Consider the following 20,768-nt stretch of genomic DNA (forward strand, 5'->3'; position numbering starts at 1 on the left):
CCCGGGCGAAGGACCCGGCCGGCCGACCCCGCGCCGCCTCCGGTGAACTACCAGCGCACCGGCAGGTGTTCGGGGCCGCGCATCATCATGCCGGTGCGCCACTGGATGGCCGCCGGGTGGATGTCGAGCGCCAGGTCCGGGCAGCGGTCGAGCAGGGTGCGGACCGCGATGCGGGCTTCGAGGCGGGCCAGCGGGGCGCCCAGGCAGTAGTGGATGCCGTGCCCGAACGCGACGTGGCCCCGGGCGTCGCGCCGGATGTCGAAGCGGTCGGGGTCCGCGAAGCGCGCGGGATCGCGGTCGGCGTCGGCCAGCGCGACGAGCACCAGCTGACCGCCGCCGGGCACCGGAGTCCCGGCGATCTCGACCGGCTCCCTGGTGAAGCGGTACGTGGGGGTCTCGACCGGTCCGTCGTAGCGCAGCATCTCCTCGACGGCGCCGTCGATCAGCCCGTCGAAGTCGGCGCGCAGTGCGGCCAGTTGATCGGGGTGGCCGAGCAGCGCGAGCATGCCGTTGGAGATGAGGTTGACGGTCGTCTCGTGGCCGGCGACGAGCAGCAGCCAGGCCATGCCGAGGAGTTCGTCGTGGGAGAGGTGGTCGCCGCCCTCCTCGTCGGCCGCGTGGATCAGCCCGCTCATCAGGTCGTCGCCGGGCCTGGCCCGCTTCTCGTCCACGAGGCGCGTCAGGTACTCGGTGACGGACCGGGCGGCGGCGAGCCGGTCGTCGAGCGAGGTCGCCGAGACGGAGACGTTGGACCAGTGGCGGAAGGTGTCCTGATCGAGGGTGGGCACACCGAGGAGTTCGCAGATGACGGTGATCGGCAGCGGGAAGGACAGCGCCTCGACGAGGTCGGCCCGGCGCTCCGGCGCGGCCAGCATCGCGTCCACGAAGCCGTCGGTCATCTCCTGGACGCGCGGGGCGAGCGCCGCCATGCGGCGGGGCGTGAACTCGCGGGTCACCAGCTTGCGCAGCCGGGTGTGGTCGGGCGCGTCGGAGCTGAGCATGGTGGTGCCGGACGAGACCTGCCGCACCCCGAGGTCGGGCGCCGCGTTGCGCCACTCCTTGGAGAGGCGGTCGTCGGCGAGCGCGGCGCGCCCCGCCTCGTACCCGACGACGAGCCAGGCCTCGCCGCCTTCGGGCATACGGATGCGGTGCACCGGCCCCCGGGCCCGCAGCGCGGCGTAGACGGGGTACGGATCGCGGGTGAAGTCATCGCCCAGTGCGGCGAGATCGACTATGACATCGCTGGTCAACGCGTGTCCCCTTCACGTCGGTTCGGCGGATACGGCGGACAGTACGGTGCCCGGGGCCGCGACGCACGGCTTTCCGGCGCGTCGCCGGTGCGGGTGAACGGGAGGCGGCCGTGCGGGGTGGCGCCCCGGGCACCCGGGCGGTGGGCGGCCGGACCCTGGCGCTCCGGCGTCGCGCCGGGCTTCTACCCTGGTCGGGGCGAGGGAGGCCAGGTGCTGAGGCGTTGGTGGTTCATGGAGCGGCTGCGTCCCGCCGTGCCCGAACAGCGGTCCGGGGAGCTGTCGAAGGAACAGCAGCAGCTCGTCCTGGAGGAGTGGGCGGCGGCCCGTGAACGGCTCGACCGGCTGGTGTCGGAGCGGGTGGCGGCGATCGGTGACGTACTGCGCACGGCCGAACTCCCGCCCTTCGACGGTCCTTTGGGGCCGATGGGCGCCGACCCGCGGACCGGGCTCGACTGCGCCTGGGCCTTCGACGCCTTCCAGGCGGCGGGCAAGCTGCTCGACGAGGCGGCCGATCTGCCCGATCTCGCCGCCGCGGCGGTGCTCGCCGACCGCGCGCTCGAACGGTTCGCGGCCGTCCACGCCCGGGCCGCCGGACAACCCGCGCCCAAGGCGGCCCGCCGCTGCTTCTACAACCCGCTGCACACCGCGGCCGAGGACACCCACTCCCCCGACCGCAAGCAGCACCGGCAGCGGGCCAGGCGCCGCACCGGGCCGCGCGAGGCGGCGGCCGACCGGCGCCCGGCCTGCCCGTCGTGCCGCCGGGCGATCCTGGCGGGCCAGACCCCGGACGTGTTGCCCGCGCTGGTCCCGGTCAAGGTGTCGCGGCTGCGCACGGCCAGGGTGCTGGTGCCGTACTACTCGGTGCCCCAGCAGTGGTCGCTGTGGTCGGTGTGCGCCTGCGGGGCGTACGGGGACGAGTGGCCCTCGCTCGTGCTCAGCGGCGAGCACCGCAGGCGCGCGGCGGCGGCCCGCCGCGCCTAGGGCGTGTCTTTCGGACGGCTAAGGCGGCTCACCAGCGCACCGGCAGGTGGCGTACGCCCCGGATGAGCAGGCCGGGCAGCCACTCCAACGCGCCCTCACCGGCGTCGAGTTGGAGGTCCGGGGCGCGTTCCAGGAGGGTGCGGACCGCGATCCGGCCCTCCATGCGGGCGAGCGGGGCGCCGAGGCAGAAGTGGATGCCGTGGCCGAAGGCGAGATGGCTCTGCGGGGCGCGGCGGATGTCGAAGCGGTCCGGGTCCGTGTGGCGCGAGGCGTCGCGTCCGGCGGAGGCGAGCGAGACCAGGACCGGGGCGCCCGCCGGGATGCGGGCGTCGCCGATCACGACCTCCTCGCGGGCGAAGCGGTAGGTGGCGGTCTCCACCGGCCCCTCGTAGCGGAGCATCTCCTCGACGGCGCCGTCGATCAGGCCGTCGAAGTCGGCGCGCAGCGCGGCCAGTTGGTCGGGGTGGGTCAGCAGGGCCCGTACGCCGTTGGAGATCAGGTTGACGGTGGTCTCGTGGCCCGCCACGAGCAACAGGAAGGCCATGCCGATGAGTTCGGCGTGCGAGAGCTGGTCGCCGCCCTCGTCCCGGGTGCGGATCAGGGCGCTCAGCAGGTCGTCGGCCGGGCTCGCGGAGCGCTTGGCCTCGATGAGACCGGCCAGGTACTCGCCGATCTCGGTGACCGCGGCGGCGCCGTCGTCGCCCGAGGGCGGCGCGACGGCCTGGTTCGACAGGACGCGGAAGGCGTCCCGGTCGAGGTCGGGGACGCCGATGAGTTCACTGATGACGGTCATCGGCAGGGGGAAGGCGAGCGCGTCGACGAGGTCGGCCGTACGGCCCGGGGCGGCCAGCATCGCATCGAGCAGCCCGTCGGTGATCTCCTGGACGCGCGGGCGGAGTGCCTCGATGCGGCGCGGGGTGAACTCGCCCGCCACCAGCTTGCGCAGCCGGGTGTGGTGGGGCGGGTCGGCCTCCAGCATGTTGGCGCTGGCGGGCAGTTCGACGTACCCCTCCTCGGCCAGCGGGCGCCAGTCCTTGCCGAGCCGGGGGTCGGCGAGCGCGGCCCGCGCCTCCTCGTGACCGACGACCAGCCAGACCTCGTCGCCCGTGCCGGGGGCGCGCACCAGATGGGCGGGCCCCGCCGCCCGCAGCTTGGCGTACATCGGATAGGGGTCGGCGTTGAATTCCCCGGCGCGCTCGTTCAGATCGATCACCGTCATGGCCCCGCCCTCCGTTCGGATGCGGTCAGCCTACGTCGCCGTCCTCGGCGTCGAGGAGGCCGGCATCGTGCACCAACAGGGCGATCTGCACACGGTTGTTGAGCCCCAGCTTGGCCAGCACGCGCGAGACGTGGGTCTTCACGGTGGGCACGCTCAGATACAGGCGGGCCGAGATCTCGGCGTTGGAGTGGCCCCGGCCGACGGCCACGGCCACCTCGCGTTCGCGTTCGGCGAGCAGTGCGACGCCCTCCCTGGCGCGGGCCGTACGGTCGCCGGGCGCGACCGCGGCGCCGGCGGCCTGGACCATCAACTGCCGCATGACGGCCGGGGAGAGCACCGGATCGCCGTGTGCCACCCGGCGCACCGCGGCGACGATGTCGGCGGGCGGGGTGTCCTTGAGGAGGAACCCGGCGGCTCCGGCCCGCAGGGCGCGCAGCACCTGTTCGTCGGCGTGGAAGGTGGTCAGGACGATCACCTCGGGCGCGTCGGGGCGGGCGCGCAGCGTCTCGGTGGCGGTCAGTCCGTCCACGCGGGGCATCCGGATGTCCATCAGCACCACGTCCGGCCCGAGTTCCAGGGCGAGTTGGGCCACCGCGGAGCCGTCGGCCGCCTCGCCGACGATCTCGATGTCCTCGGCGCCGCCGAGCATCAGGGCGAGACCCGCGCGCACCAGGGGGTCGTCGTCGACGACGAGCAGTCGGATGGTCATGGGGGTCACCGTAGCCAGCCGGCGGGGCTCGCCGGGAACGGGGTGGTCCCGGCGGGTGCGGACGGCAGGGGGGTCATGGTGGCGCGGTCCCGTCACGCCGGCCACGGCAGCCGGGCGACCACCGCGAAGGAGCCGTCGGCGCGGGGGCCGTGGTCGAGCCGGCCGCCGGCCAGGGTGGCGCGTTCGGTGAGGCCGATGAGGCCCTGCCCGGAGCCGGGGACCTCGGGGACGGGCCCCGGCGGCGGGGGGTTGGTGACCTCGATGATGAGCCCGTCGCCGGGCCGGCCGGCCACCGTGACGGTGACCTGGGCGCCGGGGGCGTGCTTGCGGGCGTTGGTGAGCGCCTCCTGTGCGATGCGGTAGGCGTTGCGCCCGGTGGCGGCGGGCACGTGGTCCGCGTCCGGGATGCGGCTGTCGAGGACGACCTTCATGCCCGCCTCGCGGGACTCGGCGACCAGCGCTTCGAGGGTGGCGAGGGTGGGCTGGGGCCGGTCGTCGGCGCCCTCGCCCGGGCTGCGCAGCACGCCGATGATCTGCCGCAGGTCCTGGAGCGCCTCGTGCGCGCTGTCCCGGATGACGCCGGCGGCCCGGGCGACTTCGGCGGGGGGTGCGTCGGGCCTGAATTCGAGGGCGCCCGCGTGCACCGAGAGCAGGGTGAGGCGGTGGGCCAGCACGTCGTGCATCTCGCGGGCGATGTCCTCGCGCGCCAGGCGCTGGGCGTTCTCGGCCCGCAGCGCCGCCTCCGCCTCGGCGCGGGCGGCCCGCTCGCGCAGCGCCACGACGAGCTGGCGCCGGGAGCGTACGAGCATGCCCCAGCCGGTGACCAGCAGGATCAGGACGGTTCCGACGACCGCGTTGGTGAGCAGGCTGGTGGTGGGGTCGGGGCGCACGACGGGCTGGAACACCGAGCTGAGCACGGCGACGCCGCCCACACCCAGCACGAGGGGCTTGAACGGCCGGTGCACGGCGAGGCTGAACAGGGCGACCAGGAACGCCCCGGACGCCACCGGTGCCACCAGCGACACCAGGGCGAGCACGAGCGCAAGACCGGCGGGCCGTCGCCTGCGCAGCCAGACCGCGCAGCACGCGAGGGCGCCCACCAGCTGGTCGAGGACCATGACGGTGTCGGAGTAGCCGGGCGTCTTGCCGAGGGCGTCCGCGGTGAGCATGCCGATGAGGGCGGCGCCGAGGAAGGCGCAGAGGTCGACGGCCCAGTCCCGTACGGTGCGGCGCGGCCGGGACCGGTCCCCGGGCAGCTCGGGGTCGGCCACCGCGGAGGGCAGCAGCCAGCGGAACTCGGGTCCGGCACGTGTCATGTCGACAAAGTTACGCAGCTCCCGGCCGCGGCGGCACGCCCTGGGCGCGCCCCGCTACCAAAGTCGCACGGCCGCAGACTTTGGACGCACGGACGGCGTCCCGACGGCCGACGCGGGGCGCCGGGTGGCCGGCGCAGGCTCGGGGCATGAGGAAATTCCTGGAAGTCGCCGGGCTCCTGCTGCTGCTCCAGGGCATCGGCGGACTGCTGCACCAGTGGACCGGCTGGTTCAAGCTCTGGGCCCTGGTGCACCGTGTCGACGCGCTGCAGGGCCACGAGGTCTTCGCGAGCATCGTGCTGGCGGTCACAGGAGCGGCCCTGCTCCTGGCCTCCGAAAGAGCCCCCAAGAAATGACCCCGCCCCACCCCGGCACCGCCAGGGGCGCGGGGAACTGCGCGAGAAGCGACCACGGCCCGCACCCGACAGCGGGTTTCAGGGGCGCGAGGAACTGCGCGAAAAGCGACCACGGCCCGCACCCGACAGCGGGGGGTCAGGGGCGCGAGGAACGGCGCGAAGAGCCGGCGTCACCCCGCATGGGTGGAGAAGAGCCCCCCAGTGGGCCCCTGCTTGTCACCCCCCTGCGCCTTGCGCAACGCATTGGCCAGCCCCTCAATGGTGAGGGACTGGAGAATGACCCGCCCATTCCCCTCCAGGGTCGCCAACGACAACCCCTCCCCACCGAAGACCGCGTTCATCAACCCCTGCCGGTTGAGGCCGCCGATGCGCTGCACCCCGTACTCGATCCCCTCCTCGAAGGCGACGATGCAGCCGGTGTCGACCTCGATGCGCCCCCCGAAGTCGGCCGGGTTGAGGTCGATGAAGTTGCCCGCGCCGCAGATGATCACGGTGCCGGTGCCGGTGAACTTCTCCAGGACGAAGCCCTCGCCCCCGCTCATGCCGGAGCGCCCGCCCTGGAAGGCGATCCCGAAGTCGACGGTGGACTCGGCGGCCACGAAGGCGTCCTTCTCCGCGAACCAGGCGCGGGAGCCGGTGAGTTCGAGGGCGCGCATCTCACCGGGCAGCACCCCCGCGAACCCGACGGTGCCCTCGCCGCCGGTGGAGGTGAAGTACTGGAAGGCGAGCGATTCGCCGGCCAGGGCGCGCTGCCCGACCTGCATCGCGGTGCCCATGGCCTGGCGCAGCATCCCGCCCATGCCGCCCCCCGCGCCACCGCCCTGGCCGCCCGGAGCACCCCCGTCTCGCCCGGGCCCGGACAGCCGGGTCTCCATCGACACGTTGGCGGTCTTGAAGAGGAACTTCCCGGCCTCGCAGTAGACGGTCTGGCCGGGGGTGAGGTTCACGACGGCCATCTGCATGGCGTTGCCGACGATCTCTTGCCTGAGGGTCACGGCCGGTCTCCTGACGCGCGCGGGGTGGTGTCCGGATGTCAACGTACGACACGGAGTGCCGGGTTCCGGCATCCGGGCCTCGGTGTCCGAAGGCCGCCAGCGGGGGCGCGGCGCGAGCGCTTTGCTTGAACCCGCAACCAATGCGGCCGGTCGTACGGCTCGGAAAGAGGGACGTCATCATGAACGCACTCATGGGCAAGAAGGCCCTGGTCACCGGCGGCAGCCGGGGCATCGGCGCGGCCACCGCGCTGCGGCTGGCACAGGAGGGCGCCGATGTCGCCGTCACCTACGTCCAGGACGAGGGAGCGGCCAAGGAGGTCGTCGCGAAGATCGAGGCGATGGGCCGGCGGGGGCTCGCGCTGCGCGCGGACCTGGCGGACCCGGCGGCGGCCCGCACCGCCGTCGAGGAGACCGCGGAGGCTTTCGGCGGTCTCGACGTCCTGGTGAACAACGCGGGCGTCGGCGTACTCGGCCCGCTGGACCAGCTCACCCACGCCGACGTCGACCGGGTGCTCTCGGTGAACGTGCGCGGCGCCTTCCTCGCGGCCCAGGCCGCGGCGGCCCGCATGACGCCGGGCGGGCGGATCATCACCATCGGCTCCTGCATGGCGCAGCGGGTGCCGGGCCCCGGCGGAACCCTGTACGCCACGAGCAAGGCCGCCCTGAGCGGGCTCACCAAGGCGCTGGCGCGGGAGCTCGGCGGGCGCGGGATCAACGCCACGCTCGTCCAGCCCGGGCCCATCGACACCGACATGAACCCGGCGGACGGCCCGTACGCGGACGGCCAGAGCGCGATGACCGCGCTCGGCCGGTTCGGTACGGCCGGCGAGGTCGCCTCGGCGGTGGCGTATCTGGCGGGTGAGGGCGCCGCGTACGTGACGGGCGCCGAACTCTCGGTGGACGGCGGCCACGCGGCCTAGTGGCGAAAGAACGCGAGGCACCCCGGTGCTGTCGGGTCGGGGTGCCTCGCGCCGGCGGGCGGGTGTCGTGCCGCCCTGATCGGGGGGACCGGGCGTCAGCCGCCCAGTTCCTGGTGGCGCGCGGTCAGGCGCGCCGCGCCCTCGGCCGTCAGGGAACCGAAGAGGCGCAGGCGGGAGATGCCGCCGTCGGGGAAGATGTCGATCCGTACGTGGCTGCCCACGGCGGGGGCGTCCAGGACGAAGCGGTGGTTGGTGTCGGGCTGCAGGCGCGTGCGCGGCAGCACCTCGCTCCACTCACCGGACTCGCCGTCGCGCACCGAGAGCGCCGCCCAGCCGGCCGAGTTGCCCTTGAGGTAGGCCGTGTCGATCTCGACCGCGCGGATCTCGGACTGGGCCGCCAGCTGGTAGCGGATCCAGTCGTTGCCCTTGTCGCGCCGGCGCCGGGTCTCCCAGCCGTCGTCCATCTTGCGGGAGCGGCCCGGCTGGATGGTGTTGGTGGCGGGCGAGTAGAAGCGGTCGGACGCGTCCTCGACCTGGCCGCCGTTCTCCAGGGCCGCGAGGTCGAAGGTGCCGAGGGTGGCGAGCCAGCGCGGGTCGGGGACGACCTCGCCGTACACGCGCAGCCGGGCCACGCCGCCGTCGGGGTGCTGGTTGAGCCGCAGGTGGGTGAAGCGCTGCTCGACGTCGACCGCGAAGCCGTTGGCCGCGTGGCCGCCAACCGCCGTACGGGGTACGAGGGTTGTCCACTTCACGTCCGGGGCGAGCAGCTCCTCGGGGGACGGGGAGCCCGGCACCGAGGTGGCCTCGACGGAGACGGCCTGGGGGTAGTTGCCGCGGAAGTGGGCGGTGTCGACGACGATGCCGCGCACCACACCGGGGGCGCCGAGGCGGACGAGCGCCCAGTCGTGGTCCTCGTCGGTGGGGTGCGGGCGGTCGGCCGAGACGCCGCGGCGGCGCCGGGTCTCCCAGCCGTCCATGATCTTGCCCTTGTGCCCGAAGTGCTCCGGGTCGAACTCGGCGGCCTCGGGCTTGAGCAGGTTCTCGCGCTCGGCGAAGAACTCGTCGTTCGCCGCGATGACGCCCGCGCCGAGGCGCCGGTCGGCGAGGTCGGCGTACTGGGTGAAGGCGAAGTCCGCGGAGCGGTAGTCCGCGTAGGGGTCGCCGCCGCCGTAGGGGCTGGCGTCACCGGTGAAGGTGGGCAGGGTGCTCACGGTGTCAGTTGTTCCTTTCGAGGAGGCGGCCGGCGGGCTCGGCGATGACGCCGTCGTGCTGGATGCGCTGGCCGCGCAGCCAGGTCGACTTGACGACACCGTGCAGCGTCTTGCCCGCGTACGCGGTGACGCGGTTGCGGTGCTGGAGTTCGGCCGGGTCCACGGTGAAGGTCTCGTCGGGGGCGAGCACCGCGAAGTCGGCGTCGCGGCCGGCCTCGATGGCGCCCTTCTGGCCGAGCCCGACGAGTTCGGCGGTCGCGGTCGACATCCAGCGGACCACGTCCTCCAGGCTGTGGCCGCGCTTGCGGGCCTCGGTCCAGACGGCGGGGAGGCTGAGCTGGAGACCGGAGATGCCGCCCCAGGCGGTGGCGAAGTCGTCGGTCTTCAGGGCGATGGTGGAGGGCGAGTGGTCGGTGACGATGCAGTCGATGGTGCCGTCGGCGAGCGCCGCCCACAGCAGGTCCCGGTTGGCGGCCTCGCGGATGGGCGGGCAGCACTTGAACTCGCTGGCCCCGTCCGGGACTTCCTCGGCGGTCAGGGTGAGGTAGTGCGGGCAGGTCTCGACGGTGAGCCGGACGCCCTCGCGCTTGGCGGCGGCGATCACGGGCAGCGGGTCCGATGAGGACAGGTGCAGGATGTGCACGCGGGCGCCGACGCGCTTGGCGGCCGCGATCAGGCCCTCGATCGCGGTGTTCTCCGAGACGCGCGGCCGGGTCGCCAGGTAGTCGGCGTACTTGGGGCCGGTCAGGTGGGGGGCCGCGTCCAGCTCGTGCGGGTCCTCGGCGTGGATGATCATCAGTCCGTCGAACCCGGCGATCTCGGCGAGCGAGCGCTCCAGCTGCTCCGGGTTCAGCTCGGGGAACTCCTCGACGCCCGACGGCGACAGGAACGCCTTGAAGCCGAAGACGCCGGCCTCGTGCAGGGCCTTGAGGTCGCGCAGGTTGTCGGGCAGCGCGCCGCCCCAGAAGCCGGTGTCGACGTGCGCCTTGCTCGCCGCGACCTCCCGCTTGATCCGCAGGTTCTCGACCGTGGTGGTGGGCGGCAGCGAGTTGAGGGGCATGTCGACGAGGGTGGTGATGCCACCGGCGGCCGCCGCGCGAGTGGCGGTCCAGAAGCCCTCCCACTCGGTGCGGCCGGGGTCGTTCACATGCACATGGGTGTCGACGATGCCGGGCAGCAGCACGTCGTCGCCGAAGTCCTCCAGGCGCGCGCCGGCGGGCACCTCGGCCTCGTACGGCAGTACGTCCGCGATCTTCCCGCCGGCGACGGCGACCGTGGCCGGGCGCGTCCCCTCGGGGGTGATGACGCGCGTCGAGCGCAGTACCAGGTTGACGTCGGACACCCGAGCCCTCACTTCCCAGCGAAATCTTCCGTACAACGGAATTCAACGATCTGTTGAAGGAGTTTGCGCGCTCGCCGACGAAGCCGTCAAGGGTGGCCGGGGCGTGACCGCCGCCACGGGGGCGAGTCTTGGAGGTTTCCACAGAATGGAAATAGAATTTCGCGCAGCAGAATGGAGCTATCGCCACGGGGTGCCGCGAACGAACGGACAAACCCGCTCCGACCGGCGGGCACACCCCACCTGTCCAGGGTAGGCCGGACAACCGCCCGATAGTCTTCTGCTTCGCCTGCCAGCATCGAAAGGAACGCGCCGTGCCGACGTCAAGCGCCAGCACCACCGACGCCTCCAAACCCTCCGCCGCCAGTGGAGGAGTCCAGTCTCTTGAGCGCGCCTTCGATCTCCTCGAGCGGATGGCGGACGCGGGGGGCGAGGTCGGCCTCAGCGAGCTCTCCGCGAGCAGCGGCCTGCCGCTGCCGACCATCCACCGCCTGATGCGCACGCTCGTCGCCTGCGGGTACGTGCGCCAGCAGGCCAACCGGCGCTACGCCCTCGGCCCGCGCCTGATCCGGCTCGGCGAATCGGCCTCCCGGCTGCTCGGCACCTGGGCGCGGCCGTATCTGACCCGGCTCGTCGAGGAGACCGGCGAGACCGCGAACATGGCGCTGCTCGACGGCGACGAGATCGTGTACGTGGCGCAGGTGCCCTCCAAGCACTCCATGCGGATGTTCACCGAGGTGGGCCGCCGGGTGCTGCCGCACTCCACGGGCGTGGGCAAGGCGCTGCTCGCGCACACCCCGCCGGAGGAGGTGCGCGCGCTCCTCGCCCGTACCGGCATGCCGGCGGCGACCGAGAAGACGATCACCACGGCGGACGGCTTCCTCGACGCCCTGGAGCAGGTGCGGCGCGCCGGATACGCGGTCGACGACAACGAGCAGGAGATAGGGGTGCGCTGCCTGGCGGTGTCGGTGCCCAACTCCCCGACCGCGGCGGCCATTTCCATCTCCGGCCCGGCGGGCCGGGTCACCGAGGCGGCCACCGACCGGATCGTGCCGATCCTCCAGGGGATCGCCCAGGAGCTGTCGACGGCGCTCGCCAGCACGGGCGGCCAGAACTGAGCGGACCCGGGCGGCCGGCCCGGGACACCCCAGGACCCCGGCGGTATGTGCCACACCGCCGGGGTCCCGTGCGTGCGGACCGGGTCAGCCCGTCACCGCGCCCGCCGGGCTCAGGCGTCCGTCGGCCATGGTCACCACGGCGTCCATCCGCTCCAGACGGGCCCGGTCGTGGGTGACCAGGACGGTGGCCGTGCCGCGTTCGCGGGTGAGGTCGAGCAGCAGGTCGAGCACCGCGGTGCCCCGCTCGTGGTCCAGGGCGCTGGTGGGCTCGTCGACCAGGAGCACGGCCGGCTCGTTCATCAGGGCGCGGGCGATGTTGATCCGCTGGCGCTGGCCGCCGGAGAGCTGGTGGGGGCGGCGGTGGGCCTGGTCGGCGAGGCCGACGGCGGCCAGCAGCTCCAGGGCCCTGGCCCGCACCGCGCGCGGCCCGCGGCCCGCGAGGTGGGCCATCACCTGGAGCTGCTCGGCGGCGGTGAGCGAGGGCAGCAGGTGCGGCTGCTGGAACACGATGCCGATGGAGCTGCGGCGCAGCGCCGTCTTGTCGGCGGGGCCGAGGCGGGCGGTGTCGGTGCCCGCCACCACGACACGGCCGCGGTCGGGGGTGACCAGGGTCGCGGCGACCGCGAGCAGGCTGGACTTGCCCGATCCGGACGGGCCGACGCAGGCCGTCACCGTACCGGCGCCGACCGCGAGGCAGACCCCGTCCAGGGCGGTGAGGCGGCTCTCGCCGTCGGGGTAGGTGAGCGTGACGCCGTCCAGGAGCAGCGCCGGGGCAGGGGTCTGCCGGGGGATCTCGTGGCGGGTGGTGGCAGAGGTCATCGGGCACTCCCGAGCGCGGTCAGCGGGTCGACGGCGGTGATGCGCCGGATGGACAGGGCGGCGCCGAGCACGCCGAGCACGATCAGGACGGCGGCGGGCCCCAGCGTGGTGGCCGGATCGAGCACGAAGGGCACCGCGTCGCCGACGAGCGATCCGGCGAGCGCCGCGATCCCCGTGCCGGCGAGGGTGCCGGCCGTGAGCATCACGACCGCCTGGCCGAGCGCGTCCTTGAGTAGGTAGGGCGTCGAGGCGCCGAGGGCCTTCAGTACGGCGATGTCGGCGCTGCGCTGGATCGTCCACACCGTGAAGAACGCGCCGACCACCAGCGCCGAGATGACGAACAGGAAACCGCGCATCAGCTGGAGCGAGCCGTTCTCCGCCTGGTAGGCGGGCAGCGCGGCGAGGGCGTCGGTGAGGGTCAGGCTCCGGGTGGCGAGCCGGTGATCGGTGGCGGTGAGATCGGCGCCGGAGCCGAGGGTGAGGGCGACGACGGTGGCGGGCGCGCCGTCGGCGAGCGCCGTCCACACGACCGGGGTGTGGCTGTAGGAGTCCTCGCCCGCGACGCCCGCGACGGTGAGGGTCCGGCCGCCCAGCGTCAGGGTGTCGCCGGTTCGCGCGGCCAGATCGCCGGCCGCGCCCCGGGACAGCACCACCGATCCCTCGCGCACCGGCGCCGGCGCCAGCCGCGATCCGGGCGGCACCGCGAAGGAGGAGACCGCGGCCGTGCGCCCGCCCACCTTCGCGTTCAGTGTCGAGACGGCGATCGGATCGGCGGCGCGCACCCCGGGCGCCTGCCGCCAGGCATGCCAAGTGGCGCTCGAAACAACGGAGTTGGTGAAGGAAACGGACTGCCCGGAGGGCGGTGCGGCAAACGCGAGCCGGTCGGCGGGCAGCGCGCCCAGGGCCGAGGTGTTGTCCCGGGCCAGGCCCGCGGTGAGCCCGGACAACAGCCCCACCAACAGGGTGATGAGCACCACGACCGTACCCATCAGCGCGAACCGGCCCTTGGCGAACCGGAGGTCTCTCCATGCGACGAACATGGTCCCAAGCCTGCTGAGCGCGGCCCGCCGCCACATCGCGCCCGGGCATCGCGTGCCGCATCGAAGGATGCACCCGCACATCAAACTTTCGGTTGACCGGGGCCGCCCGCCCGGCCCGTACGCTGGAAGTCCTATGGATTCCGCACGCCCCCACCCCCCTGTCACCGCCCTGCTGCGGCTGTGCCTGCACGCCCTGCTCGGCGGGCTGCTCGCGCTGGCCGCGGTGCGCGCCGTCGGCGACGGCGGGCCGCACGCAGGGGCGGCGGTCGTGGCGGTCGTCGTCATGGCCGCGGTGTACGCGGTGGGCGTGGCCCTGCCCGCGGTACGGCCGCGCACCCGGGCCGGTGCCTGGTGGCTCGGGGCGCTCGGCGCCACCTGGCTCGCACTGCTCGCCCTGTCGCCGGACGCGCTGTGGGCCGCCTTCCCGCTCTACTTCCTGCTGCTCCACCTGCTGGCCGCGCGCTGGGCGCTGCCCGCGGTCCTGGCGACCGCGGGGGCCGCCATAGCGAGCTTCCTGCTGCACGGGCAGCAGGTCACGCCCGGCGCGTTCATCGGGCCGCTGCTCGGGGCGGCGGTCGCGGTGGCGACCGTGTTCGGGTACGACGCGCTGTACCGCGAGAGCGAGCGGCGCCGCGAGCTCATCGACGAGCTGGTGGCCACCCGCGCCGAGCTCGCGGAGGCCGAGCGCACGGCGGGCACCCTGGCCGAACGCGAGCGGCTCGCCCGCGAGATCCACGACACGCTCGCCCAGGGACTCTCCTCGATCCAGCTGCTGCTGCGGGCCGCCGAGCGCGCGCTGCCCGACGGCGACCCGGCCCGCGGCCACGTCGAGCAGGCCCGCCGCGCGGCCCAGGACAACCTGGCCGAGGCGCGCCGCTTCGTGAAGGCGCTGACCCCGCCGGACCTGGAGCACGGCTCGCTGTCCGGCGCCCTGGAACGGCTGTGCGCCGCGGCGCCGGGACCCGCCGTGCAGTTCGGCGTGAGCGGCACCCCGGTCGCGCTGCCGACCCCGTACGAGGTGGCGCTCCTGCGCATCGCGCAGTCGGCGCTCGCCAACACCGTGCAGCACGCCTCGGCCGGCCGGGCCGAGATCACGCTCAGCTTCATGGACACCTCAGTCGCCCTCGACGTGGTCGACGACGGGCGCGGCTTCGACCCGGCGGCGCGGCGCCCCCGCGAGACGAGCGGCTTCGGCCTGCCCGCGATGCGCTCGCGGGCCCAGTCGCTGGGCGGCACCCTGAGCGTGGAGTCGGCGCCGGGCCAGGGCACGGCCGTCGCGATCACGCTGCCGCTGCCCGTGGCGGGCGCCCGGTGAACGCGGCCCCGATCCGGCTGCTGCTCGCCGACGACCACCCCATCGTGCGGGCCGGGCTGCGCGCGGTGCTCGACACCGAGGCCGACTTCGCCGTCACCGGCGAGGCGGCCACCGCCGAACGCGCGGTGGAGCTCGCCGCGTCGGACGCGTACGACGTCGTCCTGATGGACCTCCAGTTCGGAGCGGGGATGCACGGCGCCGAGGCGACCGCGCGGATCACGGCGCGGCCCGGCGCCCCCCGCGTCCTGGTGCTCACCACGTACGACACGGACGCGGACATCCTCGCGGCGGTGGAGGCGGGAGCGGCGGGCTATCTGCTCAAGGACGCCCCGCCCGAGGAGCTGGCGGCGGCGGTACGCACCGCGGCCGCGGGCCAGTCGGCGCTCGCCCCCGCGGTGGCGCACCGGCTGATGGACCGGATGCGTACGCCGGCCCAGGCGCTGACCCGGCGCGAGCTGGAGGTGCTCCAGCTCGTGGGCGACGGTCTCTCCAATCAGCAGATCAGCAAGCAGCTGTTCCTGAGCCAGGCCACCGTCAAGTCCCATCTGGTCCATATCTACGCAAAGTTGGGGGTGGACTCGCGCACGGCGGCGGTCGCCGTCGCGGGGGCGCGCCGTCTGATCCGCCAGCCGGGCTGAGTGCATCCGCCGCACCCGGGCACCCCGCGCGCGACCGGGTCGCGCGGGCCCGGGGTGCGCCATGCTGCTGCCATGCCCCGAGGAACTCCGCCCCTCGAACCCCGGCGGGGACTGCGTCCCCTGCACCCCTTTCGGGGGCTGCGCCCCCGGACCCCCCATCGCGCCTGAACGGCGCTCGTCCTCAAACGCCGGACGGGCTGAGGTGCCCGGTGCGGGCCAGCACCGGTGCTGTTAGGGGCGCGGGGAACTGCGCAAGACGGGCCGGGATACAAGTGCGGGCCAACACCGACCCTGCCAGGGGCACGAGGAACTGCGTGAGAAGCGACCACGGTCCGCAGACGATCAGGGGGTTGAGGGGCGCGGGGAACTGCGCACACCCCGGGCATCCCCAGCACCCCCAGGGGCGCGGAACCGCGCGAGGGGGGGCCGGGCCACAGGTGCGGGCCGGCACCAGTCCTGCCAGGGGCGCGGGGAACTGCGCACCCCCAGCCCCCTGCCCCCTGCCCCCTGCCCCCTGCCCCCGCGAGCACAACCACCTAGACCCTCCCGGCGCGACACCAAACCGCACCCACCCCCCACCCCCTCCGAAGCGTGGGGAACCTCAAAGGCAGCAGGGGGTGCGAGAGCCCGCGAAGGGCCAGGGCCCAGGAGCCCGACAGGCCCACGAGGCCGGGGCCCAGGAAACCGGGAGGCCCAGGAGGTCTAGGAGCCCAGGACCAGGAGGCCAGGACCGGGGAGCCCAGGACCAGGAGGCCAAAACCGGGGAGCCCAGGGGCCGGGAGGCCAAAACCGGAACGCCCAGCAGCCCAGGCCCAGGAGCCCAGGACCAGGAGGTCCAGGGGGCCGGGCCTTAGGGGGTCGGGGGCGGAGGGCCGCCGAAGAGTTCCACGGCTCGGCGAACCCCCGCCACCGCACCCCCCAACGCACTGACCGACCCAATGGACCCCGCGATCAACAACAGCGACCGGCGCAGCCGAGGCACCTCCGGCACCCCGCTCATCGCCATCGCCTCGAGCGCCGCCAGCTCGTCCTCCGCCACGGCCCGGTCGGGGAACTCCGCCGGGTGCCCGGCCAGCTCGCGGCGCAGCCGGGACACGGCCGCCCGTAACTGGCTCACCCTGGGGTCCTCGCCACTGCCGGTCACGGCTCTCTGCTCCATGCCTCGCAACAAAAGTCCTCCCCCACGCACGTCCTTGTGCAGGTGTTCAAAACCCGTGCAGCGAAGGTCAACTGCCGGGATGCGCGGGTCAGTTAACGCCATCCGGTGTGTCGTGCGCCACTGCGCGGACGGAATTGAGGACAAGCGTTGGGTATATCTGGGGCCATGACACAACCGACGACAAATCAGGCAGCGGTCGCGGGACTGCTGCTCGCGGCAGGCGGCGGGCGCCGGCTCGGCGGGCGGCCGAAGGCGCTGCTCCCGCACCGGGGCCGCCCCCTCGTGGAGAACGCGGTACGGGTCCTGCGCGAGGGCGGCTGCCGCACGGTGTACGTGGTGCTCGGCGCCGCCGCCGACGAGGTCCGGGCCCGCGCCGATCTGGCGGGCTGCGTCCTCGTGGACAACCCGGACTGGGCCGAGGGCATGGGCTCCTCGCTGCGGGCCGGGCTCGACGCGCTGGCCAAGGACGGCGGCGCCGACGACGCAGGGGCGCCGCGCGGCACGCTCGTCTCGCTCGTGGACCAGCCCGGCATCGGCGCCGAGGCGGTGGCCCGGGTGCTCGCCGCCCACCGTTCGGGCGATTCCCTGGTGGCCGCGTCGTACGACGGAAAGCGCGGCCATCCGGTGCTGTTCGGGTCGCGGCGCTGGGCGGACATCGCGGCGGGGGCGACGGGCGACCGGGGCGCGCGCACCTATCTGCGGGCGCATGAGGCGGAGATCGAACTCGTCGAGTGCGGGGACGTGGCCGAGCCGTACGACATCGATACGGAGGCGGATCTCGGCCGCCTCCAGTAGACCTGGAGGGAAGGTCGAGGACAGCGGGAGTGGACCGGGTGGCTCCGGGCAGGCGCTGAGGACGCGCTGTGAACGGGGTGGCACCCAGCGCCATGGTCTGTCGACCCGGAGAATCTCGACATCAACAAACCATTGAACTTCCACCATGAGGAAACTAGTATCCACTGTTCAGAAGCGCCCGTCAGATCAGCCGGCGCCCGCAGTCGTACCTCGGAGCCCTGGCACTGAGTGCCATACATGGCGACCCGGCGGCCGTCAGGGCACCGCCCGCGAAGGAGTGACAGCTCATGTCCGCACCAGCGCCGTCTCCGCTGGCCATCGTCGATGCCGAGCCCCTGCCCCGGCAGGAAGAGGTGCTCACCGACGCGGCCCTCGCCTTCGTGGCGGAGCTGCACCGGAACTTCACGGCGCGCCGTGACGAGCTCCTCACCCGCCGCCGGGACCGCCGCGCCGAGATCGCCCGCACCTCCACGCTGGACTTCCGTCCCGAGACGGCGGAGATCCGCGCCGGTGACTGGAAGGTCGCCCCGGCCCCGGCCGCGCTGAACGACCGCCGCGTGGAGATCACCGGTCCGACCGACCGCAAGATGACCATCAACGCCCTGAACTCGGGCGCGAAGGTCTGGCTCGCCGACTTCGAGGACGCCTCCGCCCCCACCTGGGAGAACGTCGTCCTCGGCCAGCTCAACCTGATCGACGCCTACGAGCGTCGCATCGACTTCACCGACCCGCGCTCCGGCAAGTCGTACGCCCTCAAGGATGCCGACCAGCTCGCCACCGTCGTCATGCGCCCGCGCGGCTGGCACCTCGAGGAGCGCCACCTGCAGTTCGACGGCCGCCCGGTGCCGGGCGCGCTCGTCGACTTCGGGCTGTACTTCTTCCACAACGCCCAGCGCCTGATCGACCTCGGCAAGGGCCCGTACTTCTACCTCCCGAAGACGGAGTCGTACCTGGAGGCCCGCCTCTGGAACGACATCTTCGTCTTCGCGCAGGACTACGTGGGCATCCCGCAGGGCACCGTCCGCGCCACCGTGCTGATCGAGACGATCACGGCCGCGTACGAGATGGAGGAGATCCTCTTCGAGCTCAAGGACCACGCGGCCGGGCTCAACGCGGGCCGCTGGGACTACCTCTTCTCCATCGTCAAGAACTTCCGTGACGGCGGCGCCAAGTTCGTCCTGCCGGACCGCAACGCGGTGACGATGACGGCCCCCTTCATGCGCGCGTACACCGAACTCCTGGTGCGCACCTGCCACAAGCGCGGGGCGCACGCGATCGGCGGCATGGCCGCGTTCATCCCCTCGCGCCGCGACGCCGAGGTGAACAAGGTCGCGTTCGAGAAGGTCAAGGCGGACAAGGACCGCGAGGCCGGCGACGGCTTCGACGGCTCGTGGGTGGCCCACCCCGACCTGGTCCCGATCGCGATGGCATCCTTCGACGCGGTGCTCGGTGACCGGCCGAACCAGAAGGACCGGCTGCGCGAGGACGTCTCGGTGGCGCCGGGCGACCTGATCGCCATCGACTCCCTGGACGCCAGGCCCACCTACGCGGGTCTCGTCTCGGCCGTGCAGGTCGGCACCCGCTACATCGAGGCGTGGCTGCGGGGCCTGGGCGCCGTCGCCATCTTCAACCTGATGGAGGACGCGGCCACCGCCGAGATCTCCCGTTCGCAGATCTGGCAGTGGATCAACGCGGGCGTCGTCTTCGAGAACGGCGAGAAGGCCACGGCCGAGCTCGCCCGCAAGGTGGCGGCCGAGGAACTCGCCGCGATCCGCGCCGAGATCGGCGAGGAGGCCTTCGCGGCCGGCAAGTGGCAGCAGGCCCACGACCTCCTGCTCCAGGTCTCCCTGGACGCCGACTACGCGGACTTCCTGACGCTCCCCGCCTACGAGCAACTGGTCGGCTGACAGCCCGAGTTGGCCCCGTCCGCGCCCCCGGTACCGCACAGCACCGGGGGCGCGTTCGTGTCCGGCGACGGCATGCCGGGCGGCGGCGTGCCAGGCCGGGGCAGGTCAGGTGAAGGCCGCGCCCACCGCCACGAACGCGCAGATCAGCACGAACAGGATGGCGAGCAGCGGGGCCACGAAGCGCAGGTACTTGTTGTAGCCGACCTTGGCCAGGGCCACACCTCCGATGGTGACGGCGGTCGTGGGCACCCACAGGTTCATCCAGCCGCTCGCCGCCTGCCAGGCGGTGACCACCACCGCGCGCGAGACGCCCGCGAAGTCGGCCAGCGGGGCCAGGATCGGCATCGCGAGGGTGGCGTGGCCGGAGGTCGAGGGGATCAGGAAGGCCAGCGGCAGGTTGACCACGAAGACGAGCACGGCGAACAGGGCGGAGGGCGCCCCGCGCACCGCGCCCTCGATCGAGTGCAGCACCGTGTCCGTGATCCGCGCGTTGTTCATGATCACCGTGACGCCCCTGGCCAGGACGATCACGAGCGCCGGCGAGATGAAGTCGGCCGCGCCCTGGATGATCGTCGAGCTGAGCGCGGCCTCGCCGAGCCGGGCCGCGACGCCCACCAGGACCGCCGCCACCAGGAACAGCGCCGCCAACTGCGGGAAGGACCAGCCCAGTTCCCACCCGTAGGGCGTGGCGTCGGCCCGGCCGGTGAGGGCGCTCGACCACGGCACCACCGAGAAGATCATGAACGCGAAGACGAGGGTGAGCAGCGTCAGGACGACCTGGTGGGTGCGGGTCAGTTCCGGGGGCCCGCCGCCGGCCGGGTCCGCCTCGGCCTCCGCCTGTTCGCGGTCCCCGGGCAGGAAGCCCGACAGCGACCTCGACGGGTCCCGCTGCACGCGCCGCGCGTAGTGGACCACGTAGAGGATCGACACCGCCGTCAGGGCCACCCACATCACGAAGCGCAGCACGATGCCGTCGCCGAGCGAGATGCCGGCCGCGGAGGAGGCGACACCGGTCGCGAAGGGGTTCACCGTCGAGCACAGCACACCGATGCCCGCGCCCACGATGATGGTGCCGGTCGCCACCAGCCGGTCGTAGCCGAGCGCCAGCATCAGCGGCACGATCAGTCCGTAGAAGCCGAGCGTCTCCTCCGCGAAGCCCTCGACCGTGCCGAGGACGGAGAACACCGTCATGACGCCCGCGATCAGCAGGGCGCCCCGGGCGCGGAGCCGGTGGGCGAGCAGCCCGATGCCCCGGTCGAGCGCGCCGGTCGCGAAGACCACCGTGATGAACGCGCCGATGGCGAGCACGAAGAGGAACACCCCGGCGCTGCCGTAGAGTTCGCCGGCCAGTGAGGGGCCGACCTGGCCCGTCCTCGCGTCCTGGATGCCGTAAAGACCGTTCACCGGCGACAGGAAGAGGTCGTTGAGGCGGTCCACGAAGCTCTGGCCGCTGTCGACCCGGTGGTAGGTGCCCTCGACGGGCGCCCCGTCCGCGTTGCGGTCGTACGTGCCGGACGGGATGACGAACGCCAGGATCCACACGGCGACGGTGACGATGGCGAGGATCGTCAGCGCGCTCGGGAAGCGCGGCCCCGGCCCCCTGGACGGCGCCGGGTCCTCCAACTCGGGCTCGGGCGGCGGCCCTTGGGGCGGCGAGTCCGCTCCCGACGGCCCCGGCGGCGCC

The 20,768-nt window shown here is 73.4% G+C and carries 19 protein-coding genes; 8 read left to right on the forward strand and 11 right to left on the reverse strand.

What is annotated here, in order from left to right; translation table 11 throughout:
* Positions 1 to 47: 47 nt before the first annotated feature.
* Positions 48 to 1,250 carry a cytochrome P450 gene (locus tag ACGF3I_RS09530; RefSeq protein ID WP_393130051.1) on the reverse strand — a complete coding sequence of 401 codons (1,203 nt, stop codon included), beginning with the start codon at positions 1,248 to 1,250 and terminating at the stop codon, positions 48 to 50.
* Positions 1,251 to 1,460: 210 nt separating this feature from the next.
* Here ACGF3I_RS09530 and ACGF3I_RS09535 point away from each other — a divergent pair, with 210 nt between their 5' ends.
* The gene (locus ACGF3I_RS09535) at positions 1,461 to 2,231 is read left to right on the forward strand and encodes a hypothetical protein (RefSeq protein WP_393130052.1); all 771 of its coding nucleotides are present in this window, start codon (positions 1,461 to 1,463) and stop codon (positions 2,229 to 2,231) included.
* A 28-nt stretch (positions 2,232 to 2,259) separates the two neighbouring features.
* On the opposite strand, the gene ACGF3I_RS09540 is transcribed toward ACGF3I_RS09535, so the two are convergent.
* The 3 genes from ACGF3I_RS09540 to ACGF3I_RS09550 all read right to left on the reverse strand — a co-directional run bounded on the left by ACGF3I_RS09540 (position 2,260) and on the right by ACGF3I_RS09550 (position 5,475).
* Positions 2,260 to 3,450, reverse strand: coding sequence for a cytochrome P450 (locus ACGF3I_RS09540; RefSeq protein WP_393130053.1), 1,191 nt, complete (start codon positions 3,448 to 3,450; stop codon positions 2,260 to 2,262).
* 25 nt (positions 3,451 to 3,475) lie between these two features.
* The gene (locus tag ACGF3I_RS09545) at positions 3,476 to 4,159 is read right to left on the reverse strand and encodes a response regulator (RefSeq protein ID WP_393130054.1); all 684 of its coding nucleotides are present in this window, start codon (positions 4,157 to 4,159) and stop codon (positions 3,476 to 3,478) included.
* 92 nt (positions 4,160 to 4,251) lie between these two features.
* Positions 4,252 to 5,475: a sensor histidine kinase gene (locus ACGF3I_RS09550; RefSeq protein ID WP_393130055.1), complete on the reverse strand. Its 1,224-nt coding sequence runs from the start codon at positions 5,473 to 5,475 to the stop codon at positions 4,252 to 4,254.
* A 146-nt stretch (positions 5,476 to 5,621) separates the two neighbouring features.
* Between ACGF3I_RS09550 and ACGF3I_RS09555 the strand changes: the two genes are divergently transcribed.
* Positions 5,622 to 5,828, forward strand: a complete 207-nt coding sequence (locus tag ACGF3I_RS09555; RefSeq protein ID WP_393130056.1) for a hypothetical protein — start codon at positions 5,622 to 5,624, stop codon at positions 5,826 to 5,828.
* 170 nt (positions 5,829 to 5,998) lie between these two features.
* Here ACGF3I_RS09555 and ACGF3I_RS09560 read toward each other — a convergent pair whose 3' ends face one another.
* Positions 5,999 to 6,823 carry an AIM24 family protein gene (locus ACGF3I_RS09560; RefSeq protein ID WP_393130057.1) on the reverse strand — a complete coding sequence of 275 codons (825 nt, stop codon included), beginning with the start codon at positions 6,821 to 6,823 and terminating at the stop codon, positions 5,999 to 6,001.
* A gap of 179 nt (positions 6,824 to 7,002) precedes the next feature.
* On the opposite strand from ACGF3I_RS09560, the gene ACGF3I_RS09565 reads away from it, so the two are divergent.
* Complete coding sequence (locus tag ACGF3I_RS09565) at positions 7,003 to 7,743, forward strand: SDR family oxidoreductase (RefSeq protein WP_393130058.1); 741 nt, start codon at positions 7,003 to 7,005, stop codon at positions 7,741 to 7,743.
* A gap of 95 nt (positions 7,744 to 7,838) precedes the next feature.
* Here the strand turns inward: ACGF3I_RS09565 and alc are convergent, their stop codons facing one another.
* Both alc and allB read right to left on the reverse strand, forming a co-directional pair.
* Positions 7,839 to 8,954 carry an allantoicase gene (alc, locus tag ACGF3I_RS09570; protein ID WP_393130059.1) on the reverse strand — a complete coding sequence of 372 codons (1,116 nt, stop codon included), beginning with the start codon at positions 8,952 to 8,954 and terminating at the stop codon, positions 7,839 to 7,841.
* Positions 8,955 to 8,958: 4 nt separating this feature from the next.
* The gene (gene allB / locus ACGF3I_RS09575) at positions 8,959 to 10,296 is read right to left on the reverse strand and encodes an allantoinase AllB (RefSeq protein ID WP_393130060.1); all 1,338 of its coding nucleotides are present in this window, start codon (positions 10,294 to 10,296) and stop codon (positions 8,959 to 8,961) included.
* Positions 10,297 to 10,607: 311 nt separating this feature from the next.
* On the opposite strand from allB, the gene ACGF3I_RS09580 reads away from it, so the two are divergent.
* A complete protein-coding gene (locus ACGF3I_RS09580; RefSeq protein WP_393130061.1) occupies positions 10,608 to 11,411 on the forward strand; it encodes an IclR family transcriptional regulator in 804 nt (267 codons plus the stop codon).
* 84 nt (positions 11,412 to 11,495) lie between these two features.
* On the opposite strand, the gene ACGF3I_RS09585 is transcribed toward ACGF3I_RS09580, so the two are convergent.
* Complete coding sequence (locus ACGF3I_RS09585; protein WP_393130062.1) at positions 11,496 to 12,230, reverse strand: ABC transporter ATP-binding protein; 735 nt, start codon at positions 12,228 to 12,230, stop codon at positions 11,496 to 11,498.
* Entirely contained in the window at positions 12,227 to 13,270 is a 1,044-nt protein-coding gene (locus ACGF3I_RS09590; RefSeq protein ID WP_393130063.1) for an ABC transporter permease, read from the reverse strand. Before ACGF3I_RS09590 ends, ACGF3I_RS09585 begins: the two co-directional genes overlap by 4 nt.
* A 133-nt stretch (positions 13,271 to 13,403) precedes the next feature.
* On the opposite strand from ACGF3I_RS09590, the gene ACGF3I_RS09595 reads away from it, so the two are divergent.
* Together ACGF3I_RS09595 and ACGF3I_RS09600 are read left to right on the forward strand one after the other, a co-directional pair.
* The gene (locus tag ACGF3I_RS09595) at positions 13,404 to 14,585 is read left to right on the forward strand and encodes a sensor histidine kinase (protein WP_393130064.1); all 1,182 of its coding nucleotides are present in this window, start codon (positions 13,404 to 13,406) and stop codon (positions 14,583 to 14,585) included.
* Complete coding sequence (locus ACGF3I_RS09600) at positions 14,582 to 15,223, forward strand: response regulator (RefSeq protein WP_393130065.1); 642 nt, start codon at positions 14,582 to 14,584, stop codon at positions 15,221 to 15,223. Before ACGF3I_RS09595 ends, ACGF3I_RS09600 begins: the two co-directional genes overlap by 4 nt.
* 850 nt (positions 15,224 to 16,073) lie before the next feature.
* Here the strand turns inward: ACGF3I_RS09600 and ACGF3I_RS09605 are convergent.
* A complete protein-coding gene (locus ACGF3I_RS09605) occupies positions 16,074 to 16,382 on the reverse strand; it encodes a DUF5955 family protein (protein ID WP_393130066.1) in 309 nt (102 codons plus the stop codon).
* Positions 16,383 to 16,547: 165 nt separating this feature from the next.
* Here ACGF3I_RS09605 and ACGF3I_RS09610 point away from each other — a divergent pair, with 165 nt between their 5' ends.
* Both ACGF3I_RS09610 and aceB read left to right on the forward strand, forming a co-directional pair.
* Positions 16,548 to 17,177 carry an NTP transferase domain-containing protein gene (locus tag ACGF3I_RS09610; RefSeq protein ID WP_393130067.1) on the forward strand — a complete coding sequence of 210 codons (630 nt, stop codon included), beginning with the start codon at positions 16,548 to 16,550 and terminating at the stop codon, positions 17,175 to 17,177.
* A 287-nt stretch (positions 17,178 to 17,464) separates the two neighbouring features.
* Positions 17,465 to 19,084 carry a malate synthase A gene (gene aceB / locus ACGF3I_RS09615; protein ID WP_393130068.1) on the forward strand — a complete coding sequence of 540 codons (1,620 nt, stop codon included), beginning with the start codon at positions 17,465 to 17,467 and terminating at the stop codon, positions 19,082 to 19,084.
* A 105-nt stretch (positions 19,085 to 19,189) separates the two neighbouring features.
* On the opposite strand, the gene ACGF3I_RS09620 is transcribed toward aceB, so the two are convergent.
* On the reverse strand, positions 19,190 to 20,707 hold the full coding sequence (locus tag ACGF3I_RS09620) for a YfcC family protein (protein ID WP_393130213.1): 1,518 nt from the start codon (positions 20,705 to 20,707) through the stop codon (positions 19,190 to 19,192).
* Positions 20,708 to 20,768: the final 61 nt, after the last annotated feature.

The sequence above is a fragment of the Streptomyces sp. NPDC048111 genome (assembly GCF_043202815.1).
Classification (GTDB): Bacteria; Actinomycetota; Actinomycetes; order Streptomycetales; family Streptomycetaceae; genus Streptomyces.

Bases quoted from the DNA above. Each gene is read 5' to 3' on its own strand.
- ACGF3I_RS09585 (WP_393130062.1), bottom strand. From the start codon at position 12,230: ATGACCTCTGCCACCACCCGCCACGAGATCCCCCGGCAGACCCCTGCC.
- ACGF3I_RS09590 (WP_393130063.1), bottom strand. From the start codon at position 13,270: ATGTTCGTCGCATGGAGAGACCTCCGGTTCGCCAAGGGCCGGTTCGCG.
- ACGF3I_RS09565 (WP_393130058.1), top strand. From the start codon at position 7,003: ATGAACGCACTCATGGGCAAGAAGGCCCTGGTCACCGGCGGCAGCCGG.
- ACGF3I_RS09605 (WP_393130066.1), bottom strand. From the start codon at position 16,382: ATGGAGCAGAGAGCCGTGACCGGCAGTGGCGAGGACCCCAGGGTGAGC.
- ACGF3I_RS09555 (WP_393130056.1), top strand. From the start codon at position 5,622: ATGAGGAAATTCCTGGAAGTCGCCGGGCTCCTGCTGCTGCTCCAGGGC.
- ACGF3I_RS09595 (WP_393130064.1), top strand. From the start codon at position 13,404: ATGGATTCCGCACGCCCCCACCCCCCTGTCACCGCCCTGCTGCGGCTG.
- aceB (WP_393130068.1), top strand. From the start codon at position 17,465: ATGTCCGCACCAGCGCCGTCTCCGCTGGCCATCGTCGATGCCGAGCCC.
- ACGF3I_RS09540 (WP_393130053.1), bottom strand. From the start codon at position 3,450: ATGACGGTGATCGATCTGAACGAGCGCGCCGGGGAATTCAACGCCGAC.
- ACGF3I_RS09610 (WP_393130067.1), top strand. From the start codon at position 16,548: ATGACACAACCGACGACAAATCAGGCAGCGGTCGCGGGACTGCTGCTC.
- ACGF3I_RS09545 (WP_393130054.1), bottom strand. From the start codon at position 4,159: ATGACCATCCGACTGCTCGTCGTCGACGACGACCCCCTGGTGCGCGCG.
- ACGF3I_RS09550 (WP_393130055.1), bottom strand. From the start codon at position 5,475: ATGACACGTGCCGGACCCGAGTTCCGCTGGCTGCTGCCCTCCGCGGTG.